The organism is Pseudonocardia sp. MH-G8 (assembly GCF_002262885.1).
Lineage (GTDB): Bacteria > Actinomycetota > Actinomycetes > Mycobacteriales > Pseudonocardiaceae > Pseudonocardia.
Genome location: NZ_NKYF01000020.1, coordinates 148,062 through 170,678, shown reverse-complemented (window position 1 = coordinate 170,678; position 22,617 = coordinate 148,062). Strand labels below are relative to the sequence as shown.

Genomic DNA, 22,617 nt, shown 5'->3' with positions numbered 1-22,617 from the left:
GCGCTGCAACGGCGCGGCACGTTCGCCGAACGCGGCTATCGCAAACCCGAAGGCGCGTTGACCGACCTGCTGGGATGCGACTCCTACGAAGCGCGCCGCCGCGTCGTGGCCGCGGAGCAGGCGTGTGAGCAGATCGGGTTCGACGGCACCGTGCTGCCCGCCCGCCTGCCCGCGACGGGGAAGGCGTTCGCCGCCGGGCAGGCAGGCCTGCGTCACGTAGAGGTCATCGCCGCCCTGCTCAACACCCCCGAGGCGGGGCGGATCACCGACTGGCAGCGGGCGGGGTTGGAAGAGCAGTTGGCCGGTATGGCCGCGGAGTACTCGCCCGGGCAGCTACGCAAGATCGGCACCCAGTTACTGGAGGTGCTGGACGGCGACGGTCCCGAGCCTGATGACAATCCGCCGGAGCCGGTCAACCGGCTGCAGGTCCGCAAGCACCGCGACGGGTCGGGCGGCACGATCAGCGGTCAGTTCGACGACGCGGCGATGTTCGACGCGATCGCCACCGTGATCGACGCCAAAGCCAAGCCCCTCGGCCGCGATGATCAACGCTCGACCGGGCAGCGTCAGGCCGAAGCCCTCGCCGACGCCTGCGGGTTCGTCCTCGCCCACGCCGACCACGCCACCCTCCCCGACACCGGCGGGCGACGCCCACACCTCAACGTGCTGATCCGGCTCGAAGACCTCGAAACCCGCGCCCGCTCCGCGATGCTCGACTTCGGCGGCCGCATGAGCCCCGCCTCGCTACGGATGCTGGCCTGCGACGCCGCCGTCGTACCCATCGTCATGAACGGCGCCGGACAACCCCTCGACGTGGGGCGCTCCACCCGGGTGATCCCCGACGGGTTGCGCAGGGCGGTCACCGCCCGCGACCGCGGATGCGCCCACCCGGGCTGCGACCGGACACCTTCTTGGTGCGAAATCCACCACATCTGGGAGTGGGAGCACGGCGGACCCACCGAACTGAACAACCTGGTCAGCTTGTGCAAGGTCCACCACCGCTTGATCCACGATTCCGGATGGGTGGTGCGGATCCGTGACGGGTTACCGGAGTTCATCCCACCGAAATGGATCGACCCGGAACAGAAACCACGCCGGAACCCGTGATGGGAGCGGGCGTCGGCACCGGGTGTCCGGGGTCGGGCATGCCCCGGGGTGTCGCTGTCCTGGTTCGGCGACGCGTCCCGGAGCTCGTGGGACCGAGTGCGTCCGACCGGTGGGGTGACCCCGCTCTCGCGGCCGTCAACATCGCGTCAAGATCCGGGCGCGTGGGGTCAAGACGGCGTTCGCAACCCCTCGATCGGCTGATCAGCGGACGCAGACTGCGTCGGCGTCGCCGGACGGTCCGGCGGCGGTGTCCGAGGAGAATGTCGTGGCCGATCTGCTGTACACGCTGCTGCTGTTAGGCGGCTTCGTGGTGCTGGCCCTGTGTCTGCGGGGGCTGGAGCGACTGTGAGCGCCGTCGAAGTGGTGAGCAACGTGCTGGCGGGGATCGCGGCGTTCGCGCTGCTCGGGTACCTGGTCGTCGCCCTGGTCCGCCCGGAGAGGTTCTGATGGGCGACACGTCGGCCGGACTGCTCCAGGTCGCCGCGCTGCTCGCGCTGCTCGCGATCGTGTACGTGCCGTTCGGTGACTACATGGCGCGGGTCTACACCAGCGAACGCGACTGGCGGATCGAACGCGCGATCTACCGCCTGGTCCGGGTGGACCCGGCCGCAGGGCAGCGCTGGCCCACCTACGCCGCGGGCGTGCTGGGATTCTCGTTCGCCTCGCTCGTGCTGCTCTACCTGCTGCAGCGACTGCAGCCGGTGCTCCCGCTGGGCTTCGACCGCGGTGTCGACGATGGTGGCGTGCCCGCGGCGATGGCGTTCAATACCGCGGTCTCGTTCGTGACCAACACCAACTGGCAGTCCTACGTGCCGGAGACCGTGCTGGGCCACACCGTGCAGATGGCCGGGCTGACCGTGCAGAACGTCGTGTCCGCGGCGGTCGGCATGGCGGTGGCGGTGGCACTGGTCCGCGGCTTCGTGCGATCCGGGACCGACCGGATCGGGAACTTCTGGGTCGATCTCACGCGCGGTGTCATCCGCATCCTGCTGCCGGTCGCGTTCGGCGCGGCGATCCTGCTGATCGCCATGGGCGTCACGATGTCGCTGCGTTCGGGCGTGGACGTGACCGGCGTGGACGGGTCCACGCACACCCTTCCGCTGGCCCCGACGGCCTCGCAGGAGGCCATCAAGGAACTCGGGACGAACGGCGGCGGCATCTTCAACGCCAACTCCGCGCACCCGTTCGAGAACCCGAACGCCCTGGCCAACCTGGTCGAGATCTTCCTGCTGCTGGTGATCCCGGTCTGCCTCACCCGCACCTTCGGCACGATGGTGGGCAACCGGCGCCAGGGCGGCGTGCTCCTCGCCGTGATGGGCGCGCTCTGGGGCGCTCTGCTGACCGTCGCGTGGCTCGCCGAGTCGAACCCGAACGGCCCCGCAGGCATCGCGGGTGCGGCGATGGAGGGCAAGGAGGCCCGCTTCGGGATCCCGGGGTCGATCCTGTTCGCGGTGTCGACGACGGGCACCTCGACCGGCGCGGTCAACTCGATGCACGACAGCTTCACCGGTGGTGCCGGCGGCGTGGTGATCCTCAACATGCTGCTGGGGGAGATCGCGCCCGGCGGTGTGGGGGCCGGGCTCTACGGCATGCTGATCATCGCGGTCATCGCGATGTTCCTGGCCGGGCTGATGGTCGGGCGCACCCCCGAGTTCCTGGGCAAGAAGCTCGGCCGGGTCCAGGTCACCGCCGCGGCCGTCTACATCCTCACGATGCCCACGCTCGTCCTGCTCGGTGCGGGGCTCGCGATCGCGCTGCCCGGCACGCTCGACGCGCTGAACAACGACGGGTCGCACGGCTTCTCCGAGGTCCTCTACGCCTACACGAGCGCGGCCAACAACAACGGCAGCGCGTTCGCCGGGCTCACCGTGACCAGCGACTTCTTCCAGGCGACCCTGGGGATGGCGATGCTGTTCGGCCGGTTCCTGCCGATCCTGGCCGTGTTGGCGCTCGCGGGCTCGCTCGCGCAGCAGAAGCGCGTGGAGCCGACCGCGGGCACCTTGCCCACTGACCGCCCGCTCTTCGGCGCGCTGCTCGCCGGCACCGTCGTCCTCGTGGCCGCACTCACCTTCCTCCCGGCGCTCGCGCTGGGTCCGCTCGCGGAGGCATTGACATGAGCACCCCCACCGACCTGCGGTCCGCCGAACCCGCCGCGTCGGCCACGCCGTCGCCGGTGCCGGCGGGCGCGTTCCACCCCCGGCAGATCGGGGCCGCGCTCCCCGAGGCGTTGCGCAAGCTCCATCCCCGCGCGCAGCTGCGCAACCCCGTGCTGTTCGTGGTGTGGGTCGGCTCGGTCCTGGTCAGCCTCGACGCGATCGTGGCCCCGACGGTGTTCGGTTGGCTGATCGCGCTCTGGCTGTGGTTCACCGTCCTGTTCGCGAACCTCGCCGAAGCCGTTGCGGAGGGGCGCGGCAAGGCGCAGGCGGAGAGCCTGCGCCGGACCAAGCGCGACATGGCCGCCCGCCGGCTGGGCCAGGACGGGCGCGAGGAACACGTCAGCGGTAGTGCGTTGCGGATCGGCGACCGCGTCGTCGTCGAGGCGGGGGAGATGATCCCCGGCGACGGCGATGTCGTCGACGGGATCGCCACCGTCGACGAGTCGGCGATCACCGGGGAGTCGGCCCCGGTCGTGCGGGAGGCGGGCGGGGACCGCTCGTCGGTCACCGGGGGCACCACCGTGCTGTCCGACCGGATCGTCGTGGAGATCACGACGAAGCCGGGGGAATCGTTCGTGGACCGGATGATCGCGCTCGTCGAGGGCGCGGCGCGGCAGAAGACGCCCAACGAGATCGCCCTGACGATCCTGCTGTCCGCGTTGACGATCATCTTCCTGCTCGCGGTCGTCGCCCTGCAGCCGATGAGCGCCTACGCCGGCGTCGTGCAACCCGTGGTCGTGCTGGTCGCGCTGCTGGTCTGCCTCATCCCGACCACCATCGGGGCCCTGCTCTCGGCGATCGGGATCGCCGGGATGGACCGGCTCGTGCAGCGCAACGTGCTGGCGACATCGGGTCGCGCGGTCGAGGCGGCCGGGGACATCGACACGCTGCTGCTCGACAAGACCGGCACGATCACCTTCGGCAACCGGCAGGCGACCGCGCTGATCCCGGTCACGGGCACGGAGTCGGAGGCGCTCGCCGTGGCCGCCCGGCTCTCCAGCCTGGCCGACCAGACGCCGGAGGGTCGCAGTGTCGTGGCGCTGTGCGCCTCGGAGCACGGGCTGCCCGCGGACGCGTCGGCGGAGGAGGCGCGCGCTCGGTTCGTGCCGTTCTCCGCCCGGACCCGGATGTCCGGGCTCGACCTGGAGAACCGGGTGATCCGCAAGGGGGCGGCCGCCGCCGTGCTCGCGTGGGCCGGGGTGGAGTCCCCGGAGGTCGACGCGTTGGTCGAGCAGATCTCCGACGACGGCGGCACACCGCTGGTGGTCGCGCAGGCCCTCACGGACGACGGCGCCGACGCGCGGGTGCTCGGCGTGATCCGGCTCTCCGACGTGGTGAAGCCCGGGATCGCCGCCCGCTTCGCCGAGTTGCGGGCCATGGGGATCCGCACCGTCATGGTCACCGGCGACAACCCGCGCACCGCTCGGGCGATCGCGGCCGAGGCCGGCGTGGACGACCACATCGCCGAGGCCACCCCCGAGGACAAGATGGCCTACATCCGCAAGGAGCAGGAGGGTGGTCGCCTCGTCGCCATGACCGGCGACGGCACCAACGACGCCCCTGCGCTCGCGCAGGCCGACGTCGGGGTCGCGATGAACTCGGGCACGGCCGCGGCGAAGGAGGCCGGCAACATGGTCGACCTCGACTCCGACCCCACGAAGCTGATCGAGATCGTCGAGATCGGCAAGCAGTTGCTGATCACCCGCGGTGCGCTGACCACGTTCTCCGTGGCCAACGACCTCGCGAAGTACTTCGCGATCCTGCCCGCGATGTTCGCCGCCCTCTACCCGTCGCTGGGCCTGCTCGACATCATGGGCCTGGCGTCGCCGGAGTCGGCGATCCTGTCCGCGGTCGTGTTCAACGCGCTGATCATCATCGTGTTGATCCCGCTCGCCCTGCGCGGGGTGCGCTACCGGCCGACGTCGGCGTCGCGGCTGCTGCGGCGCAACCTGCTGATCTACGGGATCGGCGGCGTCGTCACCCCGTTCATCGGGATCTACCTCCTCGACCTGCTCCTGCGACTCGTCCCCGGGATCTGACGTGCTGACCACTCTGACCAGGCAGGCCGTCACCGGCCTGCGCCTGCTGATCGTCCTCATCCTGCTGTGCGGTGTCGCCTACCCGCTGACCGTGTGGGCGGTGGCGCGGGTACCGGGTCTCGCGCACTCCGCCGAGGGCTCGGTGATCACCGGTGCCGGCGGCGCACCCGCCGGCTCCTCCCTGATCGGTGTCGACCCGGTCGCGCCCGACCCCGCCGCGGACCCGTACTTCCACACGCGGCCCTCGGCGTCGTCGACCGATGTGCTCGGCCCGGCCGACACCACCACATCCGGCGGATCGAACCTCGGTGGGTTCGACCAGGGCCTGCTCGAGACGATCGCGCAGCGCCGGGCCCTCGTCGCCGCGCGGGAGGGCGTCGCCGCCGCGGCGGTGCCACCGGACGCGGTGACCGCGTCCGCATCCGGCCTCGACCCGCACATCAGCCCGGAGTACGCGGCCCTGCAGGTCGAGCGGGTGGTGCGCAACACCGGGCTGCCCGCCGACACGGTGCGCGACCTGGTCGCGCAGGCCACCACCGGCCGGGTGGCCGGATTCCTGGGGGAGCCGACGGTGAACGTCACCGAGCTGAACCTCGCGGTGGCGACGGCCCGGTGATCACCGGTTCGAGGACACCGGGGCTACCGCGTCAACTGCCCGGCGGTGGTGCTGATGAGCTCGTCGGTGACCCACCGCGCCACGCCGGCGGGGAAGGGCGCCGGCAGCCCGAGGACGATGTGGCCGAAGCCGGCATCGATCGCCTCGCGGATCGCGTCCCGGGTGGTATCGGGCCGGTCGTAGGAGACGGGCACGTGGATCGAGCGGGTGATCGAGGCGGGGTCGCGCCCGATCTCGGTGCAGTAGCGGTCCAGCAGCGCACTGCGGCTGACGGCGTCGTCGATGTCCCCGCCGGGGATGTTCCAGACGTCGGCGTGCTCGGCCACCACGCGCAGCGTCGCGGACGCCCGACCGCCGATCATGATCGGCGGATGGGGGCGCTGCACGGGCTTGGGGTTGCCGAACGCCCCGGTGAGCTGCACGTGGGCGCCGTGGAAGTCGAACGGTTCGGCCTCGGTCCACAGCCGCCGGATCACGGTGCACGCCTCGCCGAGGGCGGCCACGGCGTGCGCGGCGTCGTGGTAGGGCAGGCCGTGCGCGTCGTACTCGCGCCGGGCCAGCGGGTGGCTGGGCCGGGAGCCGGCGCCGATGCCGAAGTCGAGCCGTCCGCCGGAGACGATGTCCACGGTCGTGGCGATCTTGGCCAGCACCGCGGGGGGCCGGAAGCGGTTGCTGGTCACGAGCAGGCCGAGGCGTAGCCGCCGGGTCTGTGCGGCGAGCGCCGAGAGCAGCGTCCAGCCCTCGAGGATCGGGCCGTCCGGGTCACCGCCGATCGGCATGAGGTGGTCGAACAGCCAGGCGTGCTCGATCTCCGGGATCGTGTCCGCCTCGCGCCAGACCCGCAGGATGTCGTCGTAGTCGACCTGCATGGGGGCGGTCAGGATCCCGAATCGCGGCCGGAGCGGGTGCGACATGGTGATCAGTGGTCCTCTCGGGGTCGCGAGCAAGTGGAGCGCTGCTCCGGTAACGATACGGAGCGGCGTTCCACTTGGCAAGGTGGCCCCGTCTTCAACCCCACGAAGTTCGGCCTGTAGGGAGGCATCGTCGTGTCCAGACGCGGGTCCGGGGAGACCGGCCGGACCGGCAGGCGTTGCTGGCCTCGTTGCAGGTGATCCAGCAGGGAGCGGCGCTCGGGCTGCGCACCGTCCGCAAGGTCTTCCTCACCGACCGCTCCAACCTGCCACGAAGCTCCTCGTCGGTGGCCTCCGGTGGGGCCGACCTCGTGCAGCTGATGCCCTGGCCGGTGCTCGCGCACGTGGGCAGTGCCCGGCTCGCGCCGTTCGGCTCGTTCATCGCCGGGGGATTCGTCGCGGACTGCGACAGCATCGAGCAGGCGATGGACCTCGGTGCTGTCGGCGTCTCCACCAGCGACACCGAGCTGTGGGACTACACCCGGCCGGACCGCTGACCGGTGGGGTCAGCGGATCGCGACCAGCAGGTGGCGATCGGCGACCTGGCGCATCACCGCGACCTCGGCGAAGCCGGCACCACGCAGCGCCGCGGTGAACTCCCCGAGCGTGGCACCGCGGTGATCGGCAGCGCGGGCGCCGAAGCGTCGCTCGCGCTCGGTGAACTCCGCCGGGTACAGCTGCGCCGCGCGCAGCCCCTCCCACCATCCCGCCCAGTCGTCCGCACCCGAGGACGCGAGCGCGCCGGCGGCGAGTGCTTGCCGATGTTCCTCGGCCAACGCTCGCAACCGGGGCGTCGCCGCGTCGAGGGGGAGCGTGTCGTAGTTGACGAACACGGCGCCCGGGCGAAGCGTCGCGGCGAGTCCCGCGACCAGCCGGTGCAGCTCGGCCGGGGTCAGCCAGTGCAGCGCGGTGGCGGAGACGGCGGCGTCCAGCGGTCCGTCCGCCGCGGAGGCGAGGTGGTCGAGGGCTCGCGCGTCGCGCAGGTCGTCCTCCACCCAGGTGATCGCCCGGCTCGAGGTCTCCCGGCCCAGCGCGAGCAGCACCGGGTCGAGATCGATGCCGAGCACGTGTGCCTGCGGCCAGCGCTCTGCGGCGCGGCAGGCCAGCGTTCCCGGGCCACAGCCGAGGTCGACGAGCGCACCCGGTGTGGCACCGAGCCGGTCGACGATCTCGAGCATCAGGTCGACGACGGTGCCACGGTCGGGGACGTAGGCCGCCTGCTGTCGGTCCCACCGGCGCCGCCACATCGCCGGTGCCCCCGACGTCGTGGTGGTGATCATGCCGTCTCCCGCTGCCGCAGGCCGAGCAGCGCGGCGGCCATCCGATCGATCGCCCTGTCCAGGATGTCCGGGGCGCTGGCGAAGTTGACCCGGAGGAACCCCTGCCCACCGGCGCCGTGCTCCTCCCCGGAGGTCGTGGCCACGCCGGCCTCGCGCAGCAGGAACTCCCGGGGGTCGTCGATCGCGAAGGAGCGCAGGTCGAACCAGGCGAGGTAGGTCGCCTCGGGCATGCCGACGACCTGGTCCAGCCCGACGGCGGCCGTCCGCTCGACGAGCAGTCGCCGGTTGGCGTCGAGCAGCCCGAGGACCTTCTCCAGCCAGGGACCGCCGTCCCGGAACGCGGTGATGGTCGCTTCGATGCCGAGCGGCGAGATCCCGCCCTTGGCGGCGCGGGGGAGGCGGTCCCACAGCCCGAGGTCGGCAGGGTTGGTGAGGGCGACGATCGCGCAGCGCAGACCGGGGATGTTCCAGGCCTTGCTGGCACTGGTCAGCGTCACGGAGTGCGCCGCGGCGGCCGGTCCGAGCGATGCGTACGGCGTGAACGTCGCCCCGTAGCTCAGCGGGGCGTGGATCTCGTCGCTGATGGTGCGCGCACCGTGGGCCTCGACGAGCTCGGCGAGGGACGCGAGTTCGGCGGCGGTGAAGACCCGCCCCACCGGGTTGCTCGGGTTGCACAGCAGTACGGTCCGAGCGCCTTCCACCAGGGCGCTGCGGATCGCGTCGAGATCGAGGGTGTAGCGGTGTCCGCAGCGCTGCATCGGCACCTCGATCGTCCGGCGTTCGGCCGCGTCGACCGCGTCGCGGAACCGGCTGTAGGTCGGGGTGATGACCGCCACCGGGCTGCCGGCCGGCGTGAGGTGCTTGATCGCCAGGACCATGCCCTTGATGACGTCGGGCATCAATCGGATCTGCTCGGCGGGGACGGTCAGGCCCCGGTCCGTGAGCCACTGCGCGGCGACCTCCGGGAGCCCGCTCATCGCATCCGGCAGCGGATAGCCGAACGCCTGCCGCTCCACGGCGTCGCGCAGCCGCACCATGATCGGCCCAGCCACCGGGACGTCCATCTCGGCGACGGTCAGGTCGATGACGTCCTCGGGGTAGACCGACCAGCGCTTGTTGTGCCGGGCCCGGGAGTGGGCCGCCGTCCAGCCCAGCAGCGCGCGCCGCTCGTCGGCGAGCGACGGGTCCGCCTTCGCGGTGGTCATCGGGCCGCCGCCGCGTCGGATCGGTCGGTGCGCGTGACCCGGGCCAGGAAGGTCTGGGTGCGGGCATGCCGCGGGGAACGGATGACCTCGGCCGGCGTACCGCTCTCGATGATCGAGCCTTCGTTCATGACGTGCACGTGTGTCGCCACTTCCTCTGCGAATGCGATTTCGTGGGTGACGACGAGCATCGTCACCCCGTCGTGGGCGAGGTCCCGCATGACGCCGAGCACCTCACCCACCAGCTCCGGATCGAGAGCCGAGGTCGGCTCGTCGAACAGGAGGACCTTCGGTGCGGTCGCCATGGCGCGGGCGATGGCGACACGTTGTTGCTGCCCGCCGGACAACTGCGCGGGATAGCGCTGCGCGTGGTCGGCGAGCCCGACCCGGTCGAGCAGTTCGAGCGCCCTGGTCCGGGCCGCGTTCCTGGCGACCCCGTGCCCGTGCACCTGGCCTTCCGTGACGTTCTGCTCGACCGTCAGGTGGGCGAACAGGTTGAAGTGCTGGAAGACCATGCCGGTGACGCGGCGTTGGGCGGCGAGCCGCCGGGGACTGCACTGCACCGGACGCTTTCGCCCCTGCTCGAAGCCGATGACGACCCCGTCGATCTCGACGTAGCCTTCGTCCGGCGTCTCCAGCCGGTTGAGGCAACGCAGCAGCGTGCTCTTCCCCGATCCGGACGGTCCGAGCAGGCACGTCACGCTGCCGCGATGGATCTGCAGGTCGACGCCCCGCAGGGCGTCGACCTGCCCGAACCGCTTCTTGATGCCCACGGCGCGCAGGAACGGTCGGTCGCTCATCACGCTTCCGCCAACCGGGCGTCGTAACCACGGGAGTAGCGCACTTCCACCCGGCGTTGCACCGCCGTCAGCAGGGCGACGATGACGAGGTACCAGCCGATGACGACCATCAGCAGCGGAATCTGCTGGAAGTTCTGCGTGTAGATGAGCTGGGCCTGGGTCATCATGTCTCCCGCGCCGATCACGAACACGACAGAGGTGTTCTTCAGATTGATGATCAGTGCGTTGCCGTAGGCGGGTAGCACGATCCGCATGGCTTGCGGCGCGACGATCCGGCGGAACGTGGTGACGGGGGTGAGCCCGCACGCGGCGGCGGCCTCGATCTGGCCGCGCGGCACCGCGGTGATGGCGCCCCGGAAGTACTCGGCGAGGAATGCCGCCTCGCCGAGTGCGAGCCCGAGAACGGCCGCGGTGAACTGGGTGATGAGCTTGGTGCTGTCGAACACCACGAGGTCCGGGCCGAACGGCAGGCCCACCCCGATGTAGGGGAGGATCGCGGCGAGGTAGTACCAGAACAGCATCTGGATGACGGTGGGAACGGTGCGGAACACCATCACGTAGAGGCGCGCCGCACCCACCAGCACCGGGTTCCCGGACAGCCCGGCCAGCGCGACGAGCAGGCCGAGCACCGTCGCCACCACCTGGGAGACCGCCGTGAGACCCAGGGTGATCAGCAGGCCCTCCAGGATCCGCGGGTCGAAGAGGTACTCACCGACGACGTGCCAGGACAGCCGCGGGTTGGTGGCCGCGCCCCTGACCAGGTCGGCCAGGAACACGAGCACGACGGCGGCGAGCACCCAGCGCACGACGTGGCGCCGGCGTCGCGGCGCGAAGTCCGCCGGGTCGAGGTCGGGCCCCGCAGGTGGGCGGGGTGGGGCAGCGGTGAGGACCGGCGGCTCGACGCTCACGAGTTCCCCCCGCCGTCGAGACCCTTGCCGAGGTTGACGGCGAAGAAGCCGGCGTCGGGCGGCACGATCTCGGTGAGCGCCCACTGCTGCGCGATCCGCTGGTACTCCCCGCTCTGCCAGAGCCTCCGGAACGCGTCGGCCACGGCCTGCACGAGCTCGCCCCGCCCCTTGGCGAACGGCATTCCGAGCGGTTCGCTGCCGTCGACGGCCAGCTTCCCGACGAGCTCCAACTCCTCGGTGTTCTGGGCGACCACGTAGGGCGTGGTCGTCATCCCGTCGACCAGCGCCTCGACCCGCCCGGTCTCCAGCGCCGTGCGGGAGGCGTCGTCGTTCTGCAGCGTCTGGACATCGATCGCCGGTAGGCCGGCCTGGGAACAGAGCTCTGCGACGCGCGTGGTCAGCACGCTGAACTCGTAGTCCCCGCTGGTGACGGCGACGACGCGGCCGCACAGCGAGGTGGGGTCCGTGGTGACGCCGGGGTTCTCGCCCTTCCGGACGACGATCACCGAACCGGACACCGCGTAGTCGACGAAATCGGCGGCCTCCTGCCGCGCCTCGCTGTCGCTCATGTTGTAGAGGGCGGTGTCGTACCGGCCGGACCGGACTCCCGCCAGCACCCCGTCGAACGGAACGGCGGCGAGCTCGACGGCGATCCCGAGTTCCCGGCTCAGCGCCCGCGACAGGTCGATGTTGAACCCGACCAGCTCGCCCTTCTCGTTCTTGAAATGGGTCGGGACCTTGTAGTCGCCGGTCGCGACCACGAGCTTTCCGGCGGCGACCACGTCGGCGGGAAGGCCGGTCGCGCTCACCGGACCGTCCTGCGCGATCTCGTCCGGGTCGACCACCGCGCCGCACGAGGCGAGCAGCGCCACGGCGGCGCCCGCTGTCAGACCCCGGCTCATGCGGTGGAACCAGCGTTCACCACGGTGGGAACTGCTGCGTGCCATCGGATTCTCCTCAAGATTCAGCAGGTGTTGGCGTCCCCCTCGATCACCTGCTAGGAGTCTCGGGTATGTGGTGGACCCGAGGTAGACGTCCGTTCCCTGCCCCCGGTGTGAGGCCCAGCCTGTGACCGGGACGGCACGGTCGACGACACCGCTGCTGGGGGAGAGCGTCGAGACCCTCGACCTCATGGTCTTCCTCGCCGTGGCGCGTTGCGGCAGCTTCACCGCCGCCGCGGCCGAGCTCCTGCTGGCAACCCCGTCGGTCAGCGCCCGGATGACCTCGCTGGAGCAGAAGGTCTCCAGCGAGCTGTTCGTGCGCACGCGGCGTGGTTCGACCCTGACGCCCGCAGGCGAGCGGTTCCTCGCCTACGCCCGCCGGTGCCTCGAACTGCTGCACGATGCGCACGACGCCGTCCGTGCACCGGAACGACGGCGGCTGGTGGTCGCGGCTCCGGCGAGTCTCGGCCTCGTGGTCTTCCCCGCGGTGCTGGACGTGCTGAGCGCGGCCGCGCTGAACGCGCACACGCGCGTGTCGCACTCGTCCGAGGTGATCGGACAGCTGCTCGACGGAACCGCGGACGTGGGCCTGCTGCTCAGCCGGATGGCCCGCCCGGGGGTGATCGTGCGGCGGCTGCTGCGCTCGAACATCGTCACCGTCGCGCACCCGGACAACCCGCTGGCCGGACGGCGGGCCGTCGCCGTCACCGACCTGCTGGACAGCGCCGTGGCCGTGTACCGGTGGAACGTCGAGGCGGAGGTGCTCGCCGAGACGTTCGCGCACCCCCGCCGTCCGTCGGACCGTCCCGTGCACTTCGTCGGCCTGCCGTCGGTGGCCCTCGACATGCTGGATCACCACGGCTACGTCGCGATCGTGCCGGCCTTCGCCGCTGCGGACGCCCTGCGGGCCGGGCGGGTCGTGGAGCTGCCGTTGGCGCTGCCCGGCTGGGCCTTGGAGGTGCAGCTCGCCCACCGCGCCGACGCGGCGGAGAGCGCCGGCGTCCGTGCGTTGCTGGCTTCCGAATCGCGCATCGTCGCCGCCCTCACCGCCGGGCAGAGTGGTGCCGACGGGTGAACGACGGTGCGCTCAGCGCTCTGCCGCGGAGCGCCTCGCCAGACCGTTCTGGTAGGCCCACACCACGGTCTGCAGCCGGTCCCGGGCGCCGATCTTGGTCATCGCGCGTCCGAGGTGCGACTTGACCGTGCTCGTCTCGATGTACAGCTCGTTCGCGATCTCGGCGTTCGACAGGCCCGTGGCGAGCAGGCCCACGATCTCGGTCTCCCGCGCCGTGAGCTGGTCCGCCGCCGCGGTGTCGGCCGCGGGCGCCGGCCTGCGCCGGGCGAACTCCGCGATCACCCGGCGGGTCACGGCCTGGTCGACGAGTCCGTCGCCGCCGGCGAGGCGCCGGACCGCGTCGACGCGGAAGCCGGCCCGCACGACCGCCTGGTCGTCGACGAGCATCACGGTGATCATGCGGGGTTCGTGTCCCTTCGCCATCGCCGCTGCCGACGGCGCGTGCTGCCGTGCGTTGGGGTGTGACTCCTGCGCCACCCCGACCGCGCAGCCGGCTCTCTCAGCGGGCCGGCTGCGCAGGCTCGTTCGGCGGGCTCCGCGGTCAGACCGTAGCCGGGGTGCCGACCGACGCCTTGGGGTCCGGCCCGTAGGAGTTGGTGGCGGTGTTGCCCGCGGTCGCGAGGAACACGATGAGCACGATCGCCCCGATCACCGGGATGAGCGCGATGAGCACCCACCACCCGGACCGGCCGGTGTCGTGCAGCCTCCGAACGGTCACGCCAAGGCCGGGCAGCAGAACGGCCAGGGAGTAGAGCAGGCCGAGCACGCCGGAGCTGCCCGCTGAGAACGACAATCCGAGCAGGTTGTCCAGCCCTGCGAGGACGATCGCGATGATCGCGCTGAACAGGACGAACATCCAGTACTCCGTCCGCCGGCTGCGGCCGGCGAAATCGACGTACTGGCGGAGCACCTTGAGATACCACTGCATGAAAAATCCCCACAGTTGCGAGTGAAGTCGCCTGACGGCGGGCGTGATCATGGCACATCGGCTCGGCGAGCGATGACACGGTCGGGTATCGGATCCGTCCGAACGTGGCACCAGCGAGAGTACGCCGGGTAAACTGCGCGCCGCCCGATCAGTTGCCGATCCCTGCCCGATGGCGTGCCGCCGCTCCTGGACACGGTGAATCGAGGAGACGGCCGCTGTCGCGAGGAGGAGGTCGGATGGGCGCCGGGGCGCCGCACTAGGGTGTCCGGGTGCCGATGACCGCGAAGTTCGCGACCACCTGCGGGGTCTGCTCGTCCGCCATCCGGCCCGGCGAGGAGATCCGGAAATCCGGCAGCAGGTGGGCGCACACCGGTTGCGCCGGCGATGCGGGAGCAGCCGGTCGGTCGGGCGGCGTCGCCTCCGACGCCGGTCCGGCGCGGTCCCCTCGCCACGAGATGCCGGCCGCCGAGGGGGCGCTGGAGGTGTGGACCGACGGCGCGTGCTCGGGCAACCCGGGCCCGGGCGGTTGGGCGTGGGCCACCCGGGACGGGCGGCAGGGCAGCGGCGGGGACCCGGCCACGACCAACCAGCGGATGGAGATCCGGGCGGCGCTGGAGGCGGTGCGGGCGCTGGAGGGCCCGCTCGTGATCGTGAGCGATTCGACGTACGTCGTGAACTGCTTCCGCGACGGCTGGTGGAAGGGCTGGCAGGCCCGCGGGTGGGTCACCAGCGCGCGCAAGCCCGTCGTGAGCCGGGATCTCTGGGAGCCGCTGATCACGCAGGTGAACGAGCGCGGCGACGTCTCGTTCCGGTGGGTGAAGGGCCACTCGGGCGACCTGATGAACGACCTCGTCGACGCCCTCGCGGTGGAGCAGGCACGCGCGGTGGTCTGAGGGGCGGTGGCCCCGCGGTCACCAGTTCGCGGGGGCGTAGTCCTTGAGGAAGCAGGAGTGCAGGTCCTCGCCCGCCTCGCCGCGCACGATCGGGTCGTACACGCGCGCGGCGCCGTCGACCAGGTCCAGCGGGGCGTGGAAGCCCTCGTCGGCGAGCCGGAGCTTGGTGGGGTGCGGCCGCTCGTCGGTGATCCAGCCGGTGTCGACCGCAGTCATCAGGATGCCGTCGCTCTCGAGCAACTCGCCCGCGCTGGTGCGGGTGAGCATGTTCAGGGCGGCTTTGGCCATGTTGGTGTGCGGGTGACCGGGGCCCTTGTAGGCGCGGCTGAACTGGCCTTCCATCGCGCTGACGTTCACCACGTACTTGCGCCGCGCGGGCGACGCGGCCAGCGCAGGCCGCAGCGCGCTGATGAGGATGAACGGGGCGGTCTGGTTGCAGAGCTGCACCTCGAGCAGCTCGAGCGGGTCGATCTCGTGGACACGCTGGGTCCAGCTGTTCTCCGGCGCCGTGTCGGGCAGCAGCCCGCCCGCGTCCACCGCGGTACCCGCGCTGATCCGCTCCGGTGAGGCGCTGCGGGCGGTGAGGGCGAGCGCGGTGAGGGCAGCGGGGGTCCGGTGCCCACCGACGACGCCGGTGAGCGCGGGCGGGTGGTCGTCACGGACGTGGTCGAACGTGAGCACCTCCACCGGCGAGCCGGCAGGCAGCGGCGCGCGCTCGGCCGCGACGAGGGGCGCGTAGGCGTCGGGGGAGCGGCGCACGGTCTGCGCCGCGTTGTTGATCAGGATGTCGAGTGGGCCCTGCGCGGAGACGGTGTCGGCGAGGGCGGCGACCTGGGCCGGGTCTCGCAGGTCGATGCCGACGACGCGCAGCCGGTGTAGCCAGTCGGCGCTGTCGGGCAGGCTGGAGAAGCGGCGCACGGCGTCGGTGGGGAACCGCGTGGTGATCGTGGTGTGCGCGCCGTCGCGCAGCAGGCGCAGGGCGATGTGCATCCCGATCTTCGCCCGGCCGCCGGTGAGCAGGGCGCGCCGCCCGGTGAGATCGGTGCGGGCGTCGCGCTTGCTGCGGTTCAGGGCCGCGCAGGGCGGGCAGAGCTGGTGGTAGAACGCGTCCACCTCGTGGTAGCGGTTCTTGCATGTGTAGCAGGCGCGCGGGCGCAACAACCTGCCGGCGGTGGCTCCGACAGCCTGCGACACCAGCGGCAGGCCCTGCGTCTCGTCGTCGATCCGGCCGGGCGCGCCGGTGGCGGTGGCCGCGGTGACCGCACCGTCGGCCGCCGCGACCGCATCCCGTTTGGCGGCCCGCCGGGCCAGCTTGACCGACTTGTAGATGCCTGCGGTGGCCCGGCGGACGCGGACCGCGTCGGGGTGTTCGGGTGGGAGGGCGGTGACCTCGGCGAGTACCCGGAGGCACGCCTGCAGATCGTCGGGGTCGATGCCGGACACCCGGGAAGCTTACGTGCGGGCTATTCCTCGATCTCCGCCAGCGCCTTGCGCGCCTGCTCGAGCTCGGCCTCCAGCGCCGCGACCCGGGCGGCGCGCTGCTCCCGCGCCGCGCCGATCACGGCGTCGATCGGACCGGCCAGCTCCGCGTGCAGCTCCTGCACCGCCCTCGACACGGCCGTGGCCGACACGGGCAGGCCGCGGCTGAGCCACGTGCTGCCCTGCTTGAGCTCGGCCTGCCAGTCGCCGTCGGCCGTGCCGGTGACGGTGAGGGTGAGCTCGATCGTGCGGGTGGTGCGCGCGGTGGAGCCCTTCGGCCTGCCGCGACGCGGCTTCGCGGGCTCGGTGGCGGTCGGAGCGTCCGGGCTCGCGGTGCTGCCGGCTTCTTCGGGCGTGCTCATCGCTGCGGGTGCTCCCTCGTGACGACGTGGTGGGCCGGGCTGATCCTAGAACAACTGTTCGACGGCCTCGTCGGCGGCACGGCTCGGCCGGAGTTCCTGCCGCGCAACGGCGGTACGGGTAGGGTCAGCGGGTCAGGTCGGGCGGGCACACCGTGTGCGCCTCGTGCAGATCGCCGCCTGACGCACGGTCGCGTCGGCCGCAAGCCCACCGGCGCGACGATCGAGGGAGTACGGACGCATGAGCTGGACCGGAGACCCTTCCCACGCCAACGAGACCGGGCGCTTCGCCGCCGCACAGGCGGCCGCGGCGGTCGAGTCGGACATGCAGCACCGGCGCGCCGCTCGCGTCGTCGCCGGACACTCCACCGACGCCGAGGACTGCGCGGAGATGCTGGCGATGCTCGGCCTGGCCGGGCGTGGGGAACCCGTGGCGCGCTAACCGGACCCGCCGTGCAGGTCCGAGACGTCGGTGCGGAACTGCATGGACCGGTAGGGCCAGTTCGTGGCGGTGTTCCACTGGCTCACCACGAGGTGCAGCTCGCGCACCGTGGAGCCGGGTAGCACGTACCCGCCGTAGAGCTGCGCGACGTGCCCGCCCGCGTGGTCCTCGCCGTCCCAGCCGCAGCCGCGCAGCACCGTGGCCAGGGGGGCGGCGTGCAGGTCGGCCGTCGGCCCGTCCAGCACCCGGACGTCGATGCGGTAGCGGCCGTCGTCGAACACCGACAGCACCCAGCGCTCGCGTTCCCCGTCGGGGACGCGGCGCAGGGACAACTCCCCGAACCGCCCGTCGAGCACGAGGGTGGGCGGGTTGCCCCATCCCCACCGGCCGGCGTCGAGGCCCCAGGTCTGCCACGCCGCGGGGTCGGTGAGCGCTGTCTCGGGCACCCGGTGCAGCAGCAGGCCGTGCGCGCGCTGGAAGCCGGTGGTGAGTGCATACACCCAACCGTCCGCGCCGCGTTCCCAGGTGAGCATCTGGAACAGTCCGTCGTGCCGCTCCGCGGGCCAGCGGGTGCCGGTGGGACGCCAGGTGCGCCCGCCGTCCCGGGAGCGGTGCAGCTCGGTCCAGAGCACGTTGCCCAGCTCCCGGCACACCATGACGTGCAGGTACATGTCGTCGCCGATGGTGAGGACGTCGGTGGGCAGGACGGTCGTCAGTCGACGCAGCCGCAGGCCCCGGCGGCGCCAGCCGTGGTGCAGGTAGCGCACCACCTGGCGGGCGTGCGCACCGCGCCCGGCGGAACCCGTCCAGCGCAGCCCGGTGCGGACGCTCGCCGGGTCGGCGAACAGCACGACCGGCGAGCGCCAACCGGGGCCGCCGACCCCGGCGTGGCGGAACGTGTCGCCGAAGACCGAGACCAGGTGCCCGTGCGGGGCGGTGGTGGTGGTGCCCAGGTCGGTGCCACCGATCCCGAACCGGTCGGTGATCCCGGGGCCCGTGAGGTCGGTGACCTTGGTGGCGAGCCGGTCGGTCACGCCTCTGCGGACGAACGGCGCCGCCCGGACGGACTGGTGCTGCGGAGCCTGGGCCTGCCCAGCCGGAGGTAGAGGCGGGTGGTCGTGCCGTGCGGCCCGACGTGGGTGCGGACCAGGTCCGCGATGTGGTGCACCACCTGGAGCCCGCGGCCGCCGAGGCTCGTGTCCGGCGGGCGGCGGCGGCCCGCGAGCGGATCGTCGAACCGTCCGGAATCGCGGACCTCGCCCGCGAGCATGCCGTCCTCGACCCAGACGTGCAGGGTGCCGCGGCCGCCTCCGTGCTGGATGCTGTTGGCGGTGAGCTCGCCGATCCCGAGGACGAAGTCGTCGACCCGGTCCTCGGAGAGCCCGGCGTGCTCGGCCCCGGCGGCCGCGATCCGTCGGGCGGCGCCGAGGAGCGAGGCGTCGAAGTCGAACGGCCGCGCCGGCGGCTCGGGGAGTGCCGTGTTCATCCTGGAGACGGCGCGCTCGGGCGCGTAGGTGCTGCTGGCCCGCCGCCCGCCGTCCTCGATCAGGAGGGGATGGGTCTGCGCGGCGTCCGCGAGAACCGCCGCGTCGAGACCCTCCGCGTCGTAGGGGCACAGGACGGTGACGTGCCGCCCGCGGAACGACAGGTTGATCAAGGCTTCGTGCTGCACGCAGGCCGGGTACTCCAGCGTGGTGCGGCCGGGCCAGATCGGCTCCCCGATGATCCGCACGTGCCGGTCCGGATGCCGGTCGGCGGCGGCGTGGAGCACCTCCGCCAGGATCCGGCCGGGGTTGCGCCCCACCTCGGACATGTCGAGCAGCAGGACGTCCTGCGCGGCGTCGCCCAGCGCGGTGCGCAGCAGCGACAGGTTCGGCCGGGGGACCGCCACCGCGACGGGATCACCGGCGGCGAGGCCGTCGCGGACGAACGGCAACGTGCCCGCGAGATAAGCGTCCTCGCCCCGGTAGAACAGGGCCGGATGCGCGAACCGGTCACCGTCGAGCGCCGTTGCCGCCTGCATCGCCTACCGTCCCGTCTCCGGTGGTCGCGTCCCCGCCGCCCGAGCCGTCCATGCTACGGGCCGTCCGTCGCCCGGCTACGGCGCCGGCCTCCTGGCGTTCTCGGGCAGAGCGCGATGCAGGTCGGGGGTCGTGCCGGCGCGCCCCTTCGAGATCACCGGGATGGCGCGGGTGGTGAGCGTCCACCACAGCGTGGACGAGGCGCTCTCCGCTCCCGGTGGAGATGCGCGCTGAGCGTTCCGGGCGGGAGCCGGCCGGGCGGTCACGGCGAGTGGTGCGAGACGTCGATCCGGCCCTCGATGACGTCGGTGGCGAGATCGGTGAGACGCCGGTTGCCGCTGCGGGCGTGCCGCCGCAGGAGGCCGAAGGCTTCTTCGGCGTCGAGGTTGAGCCGTTCGGCGAGCATCCCCTTGGCCTGCTCGATCAGCACCCGGCTGGTGAGGGCCGCCTGGAGCTGCTCGACGAGCACCTCCTGCTCGCGGCGCGCTCGCTGCTGCAGGATGCCGATCGTGGCCACGTCGGTGAACCCGCGCGCGATCGCTGCGGTGGTGGCGTCCAGCTCGCCGGGCGCCCGGTGGAACAGGTTCATCGCCCCGATCACCTCCGCCCGGCACCGCATCGGCAACGCGTGCACCGCGGAGAAGCCGAGCTGCTGCAGCGCCGGGGCGAGCTGTGGCCATCTGCGGCCGGCCGTGGCGAGGTCAGCGGCGGCCGCCGGCCGCCCGCTGTGGTAGCACTCCACGCAGGGGCCCTCGTCGACGTGCAGCTGGAACGTCTCGACCAGGCGGGCGTCGTCGCAGGTGGCGGCCACCACATACAGCTCGCCCGCCCCGTTGCCGAGCACCAGTCCGGCGGCATCGACCGGGAGGAGCTCGACGCACCGGTCGGTGAGCCGCTGGAGGAACTCGACGATGTCGAAGTCGGCCACCAGCGTGTCCGCGAACTCGACGAGCGCTCCGGTGAGCTCATCGCTGCGCATACCGTAGGCCCCCTTCTCTGCGAGGGGCGCGACGCGACCGCCGTCGGTCGCCTGTGCAGCGTAGCGATCGGGGGCGGTCGCCGCGAGGTCGGAGGACGTTCCCCCGGACGGACCTAGCCACCTGCCCCGACCTGGGAGTACTTCTCATAGTCACCGCTCCGGACCCCGGCGGCCGATCCAGATCGATGCGCCGGGCCGTCCTACGTCGCGCTGTGCCCGGCGGGAGCGAGGTGAGCATGTGCACCGGTAACGGACGACGGCCGCAACCGTCCCCCGCGCCACCACCACCGCCCTCGGGCGGGCAGCCGCCAGGGGCTCGTAGCGGCGGTGGTCCGGAGGTCGCCGCGCCGTGACGCCTTCATGAACTCGCATCTCGCGAACTGGGGAGCGCGCGAGGTGCTGCCCGCCGTACCGGTCCCGGCGAGGGGGTCGGGACCGGTACGGAATGAGTTGCTCAGGAACTCCTGCCCAGGAGCTCGCAGATCGCGGCCGCGCCCGCCGCGGCGCCCCCGTCCGCGGACAGGGTGGCGGCCAGCGCCCGGGCCGAGGTGCGGTGTGCCGGGTCGGTGAGCGCTTGCTCGACGGCGGCGCGCAAGGCCGCAGGAGGCACGGGTCGGTTCGAGAGGTTGTGGCGCAGGACGACCGCGGCGCCGCGGTCGGCGACGGCGCGTCCGATGACCAGCTGCTCGAACTGCTGGGGGAGCACGACGAGTGGCACCCCGTTCACCAGGCCTTCCAGCACGCTGTTCATGCCCCCGTGGGTGACGAACACCGCGGTTCGGCGCAGGACCTGCAGCTGCGGCACCGACGCGCGGACGAGGGTGTTCGCGGGGGGCCGGCCGAGCCGAGCGGGACCGGGGTGGGAGCCGACGGAGAGCAGGACGCGTGCGGGGAGGTCGGCGAGCACCTCGAAGCAGGTGCGGAAGAACTCGTCGGCGCCCGCGTGCAGCGTGCCGAGGGACACCAGGACGAGCGGTTCGGGAGCGTCCAGGTGGGCGGCGAGCTCGCTGTCCAGCTCCTCGTCGCGTGCCTCGGTGTCGAGCGTGGGGCCGACGAAGTGGCAGCGCTCGTCGACCAGCGGGTTGGGCGGCTGCATCCACCGCGGGATCGGGAAGATCGTCACTTCGCCCCGGATCGGGAACGTCGGTCGGGGCGGGAAGAGCTCTTCGCCGAAGCGGCGCACCACCCGCCGTTTCGCCGCGCGCACCGCGGGGACGTCCGGCACGGCGGCCCGGGCGAAGTGCAGCCCTTCCCGGATCGTCATGCTCCTGAGCTCGCGGCTGCCCACCATCATGGTGGTCATGAGCGAGATGCCGGGGAGGCGGGCACCCGTCGCGGCCATGCGCCCCCAGACGGCGTTGGAGTCGAACGCGACCGCGTCGGGCCGCTCGGCGCGGAGCTCGGCCAGCAGGAACGGCAGCAGCGATTCCGTGGCGGTCAGGATCCGGGTGACCACTCGTAGCGGGCTGCCGCTGCGGGTGGCCTCGGCGATGTCCGCCGCGGAGATCGTCCCCGCCGGGTAGGGGTGGAACCGGGCGCCGGCCCGCTCGACGGGGCCGCGGAACTCCTCGGCGGTGTAGTAGATGACCTGGACACCGTGGTCCACCAGAGCCCGCACGACGGGCAGGCTCGGGTTGACGTGCCCCGCCGCGGGCATACCGGCCATGACCACTCGACTCATCCTCGGCACCTCGTCAGCTCGGTCCGGGTGCCCCGGCGGGCTGCCCGGTGGTGGTGGCCGGCGTGGCCCGGAACTGCCGGTACCGCGCGAGCACCGCCGGAGCCACCGCGGCGAGGGCGGCGAGCGGGTCTCACACCGCTCCGAGTGCGCGTGCCAGGGCGTCGCGCACGTCGAGGTCGGCAGGTGCCGGGCGACCCGCCTCGTCGGCGAGGACCCGCAGGGACGTCATGGGGTCGGCCAGGCCGCAGGAGACGAACCCGTCGAAGACCTGCATGTCCGGGTCGACGTTGAGCGCGAACCCGTGGGTGCTGACCCCACCGCGGATCCGCATGCCGATCGAGGCGACCTTGCGGTGGTCGGGCGTCCAGACCCCCACGAGGCTCGAACCGCCCGGGGGCGTGTCGCGTCGGCAGGCCGGGAAGCCGAGCGAGGCGAGTGCGGCGATGACGCCCGCCTCCATCCAGCGCACGACGTCGGCGGGGCCGCGCTCGCGGACGTTCGCGACGAGGTAGCCGACGATCTGACCAGGACCGTGGTAGGTGGCCTGGCCGCCGCGGTCGACCTCGACCGTGGGCAGCCCGGACGCCGCGGACGGCAGGTGCCGGCGCGGCGTGCGCGGCCCGTAGGTCACGACCGGCGGGTGGGAGAGCAGGAAGAGCCGGTCGCCCGCGCTGCCGGCCCGGCACTGCGCGGCCCACCCCTCCATCGCGGCGACGGCCTCCTCGTACGGGATCTCGCCCAGGTCCATCCGGGTGAGACGGGGGAAGGGGGCCCTGCGCGTGCCGGTCGTCGTCACGGGT

The 22,617-nt window shown here is 72.3% G+C and carries 24 protein-coding genes; 9 read left to right on the top strand and 15 right to left on the bottom strand.

Going from position 1 to position 22,617, the window contains the following annotated elements; translation table 11 throughout:
• From CFP66_RS32920 to CFP66_RS32900, 5 genes are all read left to right on the top strand, one after another.
• A partial coding sequence (locus tag CFP66_RS32920; protein ID WP_094929108.1) for an HNH endonuclease signature motif containing protein occupies positions 1-1,107 on the top strand: 1,107 nt, incomplete at its 5' end.
• 345 nt (positions 1,108-1,452) lie between these two features.
• The gene (kdpF, locus tag CFP66_RS32915) at positions 1,453-1,554 is read left to right on the top strand and encodes a K(+)-transporting ATPase subunit F (RefSeq protein ID WP_143517440.1); all 102 of its coding nucleotides are present in this window, start codon (positions 1,453-1,455) and stop codon (positions 1,552-1,554) included.
• Complete coding sequence (gene kdpA, locus CFP66_RS32910; RefSeq protein ID WP_094929106.1) at positions 1,554-3,224, top strand: potassium-transporting ATPase subunit KdpA; 1,671 nt, start codon at positions 1,554-1,556, stop codon at positions 3,222-3,224. Before kdpF ends, kdpA begins: the two co-directional genes overlap by 1 nt.
• Positions 3,221-5,302 (top strand): potassium-transporting ATPase subunit KdpB, encoded by a 2,082-nt coding sequence (gene kdpB, locus CFP66_RS32905; RefSeq protein ID WP_094929105.1) that lies wholly within the window; start codon positions 3,221-3,223, stop codon positions 5,300-5,302. Before kdpA ends, kdpB begins: the two co-directional genes overlap by 4 nt.
• Positions 5,303-5,306: 4 nt before the next feature.
• Positions 5,307-5,918 carry a potassium-transporting ATPase subunit C gene (locus tag CFP66_RS32900; RefSeq protein ID WP_198961822.1) on the top strand — a complete coding sequence of 204 codons (612 nt, stop codon included), beginning with the start codon at positions 5,307-5,309 and terminating at the stop codon, positions 5,916-5,918.
• A 23-nt stretch (positions 5,919-5,941) separates the two neighbouring features.
• On the opposite strand, the gene CFP66_RS32895 is transcribed toward CFP66_RS32900, so the two are convergent.
• Positions 5,942-6,832, bottom strand: a complete 891-nt coding sequence (locus CFP66_RS32895) for an LLM class flavin-dependent oxidoreductase (RefSeq protein WP_094929103.1) — start codon at positions 6,830-6,832, stop codon at positions 5,942-5,944.
• Positions 6,833-7,026: 194 nt separating this feature from the next.
• On the opposite strand from CFP66_RS32895, the gene CFP66_RS32890 reads away from it, so the two are divergent.
• Positions 7,027-7,326 (top strand): glycerol-3-phosphate responsive antiterminator, encoded by a 300-nt coding sequence (locus CFP66_RS32890; RefSeq protein ID WP_158228294.1) that lies wholly within the window; start codon positions 7,027-7,029, stop codon positions 7,324-7,326.
• A gap of 9 nt (positions 7,327-7,335) precedes the next feature.
• On the opposite strand, the gene CFP66_RS32885 is transcribed toward CFP66_RS32890, so the two are convergent.
• The 5 genes from CFP66_RS32885 to CFP66_RS32865 are packed head-to-tail and all read right to left on the bottom strand — an operon-like array spanning position 7,336 to position 11,966.
• A complete protein-coding gene (locus CFP66_RS32885; protein ID WP_094929101.1) occupies positions 7,336-8,109 on the bottom strand; it encodes a trans-aconitate 2-methyltransferase in 774 nt (257 codons plus the stop codon).
• Positions 8,106-9,314 carry a MalY/PatB family protein gene (locus CFP66_RS32880; protein ID WP_094929100.1) on the bottom strand — a complete coding sequence of 403 codons (1,209 nt, stop codon included), beginning with the start codon at positions 9,312-9,314 and terminating at the stop codon, positions 8,106-8,108. Before CFP66_RS32880 ends, CFP66_RS32885 begins: the two co-directional genes overlap by 4 nt.
• Entirely contained in the window at positions 9,311-10,111 is an 801-nt protein-coding gene (locus CFP66_RS32875) for an amino acid ABC transporter ATP-binding protein (protein WP_094929099.1), read from the bottom strand. Before CFP66_RS32875 ends, CFP66_RS32880 begins: the two co-directional genes overlap by 4 nt.
• On the bottom strand, positions 10,111-11,019 hold the full coding sequence (locus tag CFP66_RS32870; RefSeq protein WP_158228293.1) for an amino acid ABC transporter permease: 909 nt from the start codon (positions 11,017-11,019) through the stop codon (positions 10,111-10,113). The genes CFP66_RS32875 and CFP66_RS32870 overlap by 1 nt, the downstream gene beginning before the upstream one ends.
• Complete coding sequence (locus CFP66_RS32865) at positions 11,016-11,966, bottom strand: ABC transporter substrate-binding protein (protein ID WP_158228292.1); 951 nt, start codon at positions 11,964-11,966, stop codon at positions 11,016-11,018. Before CFP66_RS32865 ends, CFP66_RS32870 begins: the two co-directional genes overlap by 4 nt.
• A 121-nt stretch (positions 11,967-12,087) precedes the next feature.
• Between CFP66_RS32865 and CFP66_RS32860 the strand changes: the two genes are divergently transcribed.
• Positions 12,088-13,035: a LysR family transcriptional regulator gene (locus CFP66_RS32860; protein ID WP_158228291.1), complete on the top strand. Its 948-nt coding sequence runs from the start codon at positions 12,088-12,090 to the stop codon at positions 13,033-13,035.
• Positions 13,036-13,047: 12 nt separating this feature from the next.
• Here the strand turns inward: CFP66_RS32860 and CFP66_RS32855 are convergent, their stop codons facing one another.
• Positions 13,048-13,434 (bottom strand): response regulator transcription factor, encoded by a 387-nt coding sequence (locus tag CFP66_RS32855; protein WP_233159925.1) that lies wholly within the window; start codon positions 13,432-13,434, stop codon positions 13,048-13,050.
• A gap of 142 nt (positions 13,435-13,576) precedes the next feature.
• Complete coding sequence (locus CFP66_RS32850) at positions 13,577-13,963, bottom strand: DUF805 domain-containing protein (protein ID WP_094929096.1); 387 nt, start codon at positions 13,961-13,963, stop codon at positions 13,577-13,579.
• 275 nt (positions 13,964-14,238) lie between these two features.
• Here CFP66_RS32850 and CFP66_RS32845 point away from each other — a divergent pair, with 275 nt between their 5' ends.
• Positions 14,239-14,856 carry a ribonuclease H gene (locus CFP66_RS32845; RefSeq protein ID WP_094929151.1) on the top strand — a complete coding sequence of 206 codons (618 nt, stop codon included), beginning with the start codon at positions 14,239-14,241 and terminating at the stop codon, positions 14,854-14,856.
• Between the two features lie 18 nt (positions 14,857-14,874).
• Here the strand turns inward: CFP66_RS32845 and CFP66_RS32840 are convergent, their stop codons facing one another.
• Together CFP66_RS32840 and CFP66_RS32835 are read right to left on the bottom strand one after the other, a co-directional pair.
• On the bottom strand, positions 14,875-16,299 hold the full coding sequence (locus CFP66_RS32840) for an SDR family NAD(P)-dependent oxidoreductase (protein WP_094929095.1): 1,425 nt from the start codon (positions 16,297-16,299) through the stop codon (positions 14,875-14,877).
• Positions 16,300-16,319: 20 nt separating this feature from the next.
• Complete coding sequence (locus CFP66_RS32835) at positions 16,320-16,697, bottom strand: DUF6319 family protein (protein ID WP_094929094.1); 378 nt, start codon at positions 16,695-16,697, stop codon at positions 16,320-16,322.
• A 238-nt stretch (positions 16,698-16,935) separates the two neighbouring features.
• On the opposite strand from CFP66_RS32835, the gene CFP66_RS32830 reads away from it, so the two are divergent.
• Positions 16,936-17,136, top strand: coding sequence for a hypothetical protein (locus tag CFP66_RS32830; protein ID WP_094929093.1), 201 nt, complete (start codon positions 16,936-16,938; stop codon positions 17,134-17,136).
• Here CFP66_RS32830 and CFP66_RS32825 read toward each other — a convergent pair.
• The 5 genes from CFP66_RS32825 to lipB all read right to left on the bottom strand — a co-directional run bounded on the left by CFP66_RS32825 (position 17,133) and on the right by lipB (position 22,613).
• On the bottom strand, positions 17,133-18,170 hold the full coding sequence (locus tag CFP66_RS32825; protein ID WP_094929092.1) for a DUF4185 domain-containing protein: 1,038 nt from the start codon (positions 18,168-18,170) through the stop codon (positions 17,133-17,135). The genes CFP66_RS32830 and CFP66_RS32825 overlap by 4 nt on opposite strands.
• A complete protein-coding gene (locus CFP66_RS32820; RefSeq protein WP_094929091.1) occupies positions 18,167-19,159 on the bottom strand; it encodes a sensor histidine kinase in 993 nt (330 codons plus the stop codon). The genes CFP66_RS32825 and CFP66_RS32820 overlap by 4 nt, the downstream gene beginning before the upstream one ends.
• Before the next feature lie 260 nt (positions 19,160-19,419).
• On the bottom strand, positions 19,420-20,136 hold the full coding sequence (locus CFP66_RS32815; protein ID WP_094929090.1) for a GAF and ANTAR domain-containing protein: 717 nt from the start codon (positions 20,134-20,136) through the stop codon (positions 19,420-19,422).
• A gap of 454 nt (positions 20,137-20,590) precedes the next feature.
• On the bottom strand, positions 20,591-21,817 hold the full coding sequence (locus CFP66_RS32810; RefSeq protein ID WP_233159924.1) for a macrolide family glycosyltransferase: 1,227 nt from the start codon (positions 21,815-21,817) through the stop codon (positions 20,591-20,593).
• Between the two features lie 130 nt (positions 21,818-21,947).
• On the bottom strand, positions 21,948-22,613 hold the full coding sequence (gene lipB / locus CFP66_RS32805) for a lipoyl(octanoyl) transferase LipB (protein ID WP_233159923.1): 666 nt from the start codon (positions 22,611-22,613) through the stop codon (positions 21,948-21,950).
• Positions 22,614-22,617 lie beyond the last annotated feature (4 nt).

Coding starts and splice junctions, on each gene's coding strand:
- kdpA (WP_094929106.1), top strand. CDS start 1,554: ATGGGCGACACGTCGGCCGGACTGCTCCAGGTCGCCGCGCTGCTCGCG.
- CFP66_RS32820 (WP_094929091.1), bottom strand. CDS start 19,159: ATGCAGGCGGCAACGGCGCTCGACGGTGACCGGTTCGCGCATCCGGCC.
- CFP66_RS32850 (WP_094929096.1), bottom strand. CDS start 13,963: ATGCAGTGGTATCTCAAGGTGCTCCGCCAGTACGTCGATTTCGCCGGC.
- CFP66_RS32830 (WP_094929093.1), top strand. CDS start 16,936: ATGAGCTGGACCGGAGACCCTTCCCACGCCAACGAGACCGGGCGCTTC.
- CFP66_RS32865 (WP_158228292.1), bottom strand. CDS start 11,966: ATGGCACGCAGCAGTTCCCACCGTGGTGAACGCTGGTTCCACCGCATG.
- CFP66_RS32835 (WP_094929094.1), bottom strand. CDS start 16,697: ATGAGCACGCCCGAAGAAGCCGGCAGCACCGCGAGCCCGGACGCTCCG.
- CFP66_RS32895 (WP_094929103.1), bottom strand. CDS start 6,832: ATGTCGCACCCGCTCCGGCCGCGATTCGGGATCCTGACCGCCCCCATG.
- CFP66_RS32810 (WP_233159924.1), bottom strand. CDS start 21,817: ATGAGTCGAGTGGTCATGGCCGGTATGCCCGCGGCGGGGCACGTCAAC.
- CFP66_RS32855 (WP_233159925.1), bottom strand. CDS start 13,434: ATGATCACCGTGATGCTCGTCGACGACCAGGCGGTCGTGCGGGCCGGC.
- CFP66_RS32845 (WP_094929151.1), top strand. CDS start 14,239: ATGACCGCGAAGTTCGCGACCACCTGCGGGGTCTGCTCGTCCGCCATC.
- kdpB (WP_094929105.1), top strand. CDS start 3,221: ATGAGCACCCCCACCGACCTGCGGTCCGCCGAACCCGCCGCGTCGGCC.
- CFP66_RS32815 (WP_094929090.1), bottom strand. CDS start 20,136: ATGCGCAGCGATGAGCTCACCGGAGCGCTCGTCGAGTTCGCGGACACG.
- CFP66_RS32875 (WP_094929099.1), bottom strand. CDS start 10,111: ATGAGCGACCGACCGTTCCTGCGCGCCGTGGGCATCAAGAAGCGGTTC.
- CFP66_RS32880 (WP_094929100.1), bottom strand. CDS start 9,314: ATGACCACCGCGAAGGCGGACCCGTCGCTCGCCGACGAGCGGCGCGCG.
- CFP66_RS32885 (WP_094929101.1), bottom strand. CDS start 8,109: ATGATCACCACCACGACGTCGGGGGCACCGGCGATGTGGCGGCGCCGG.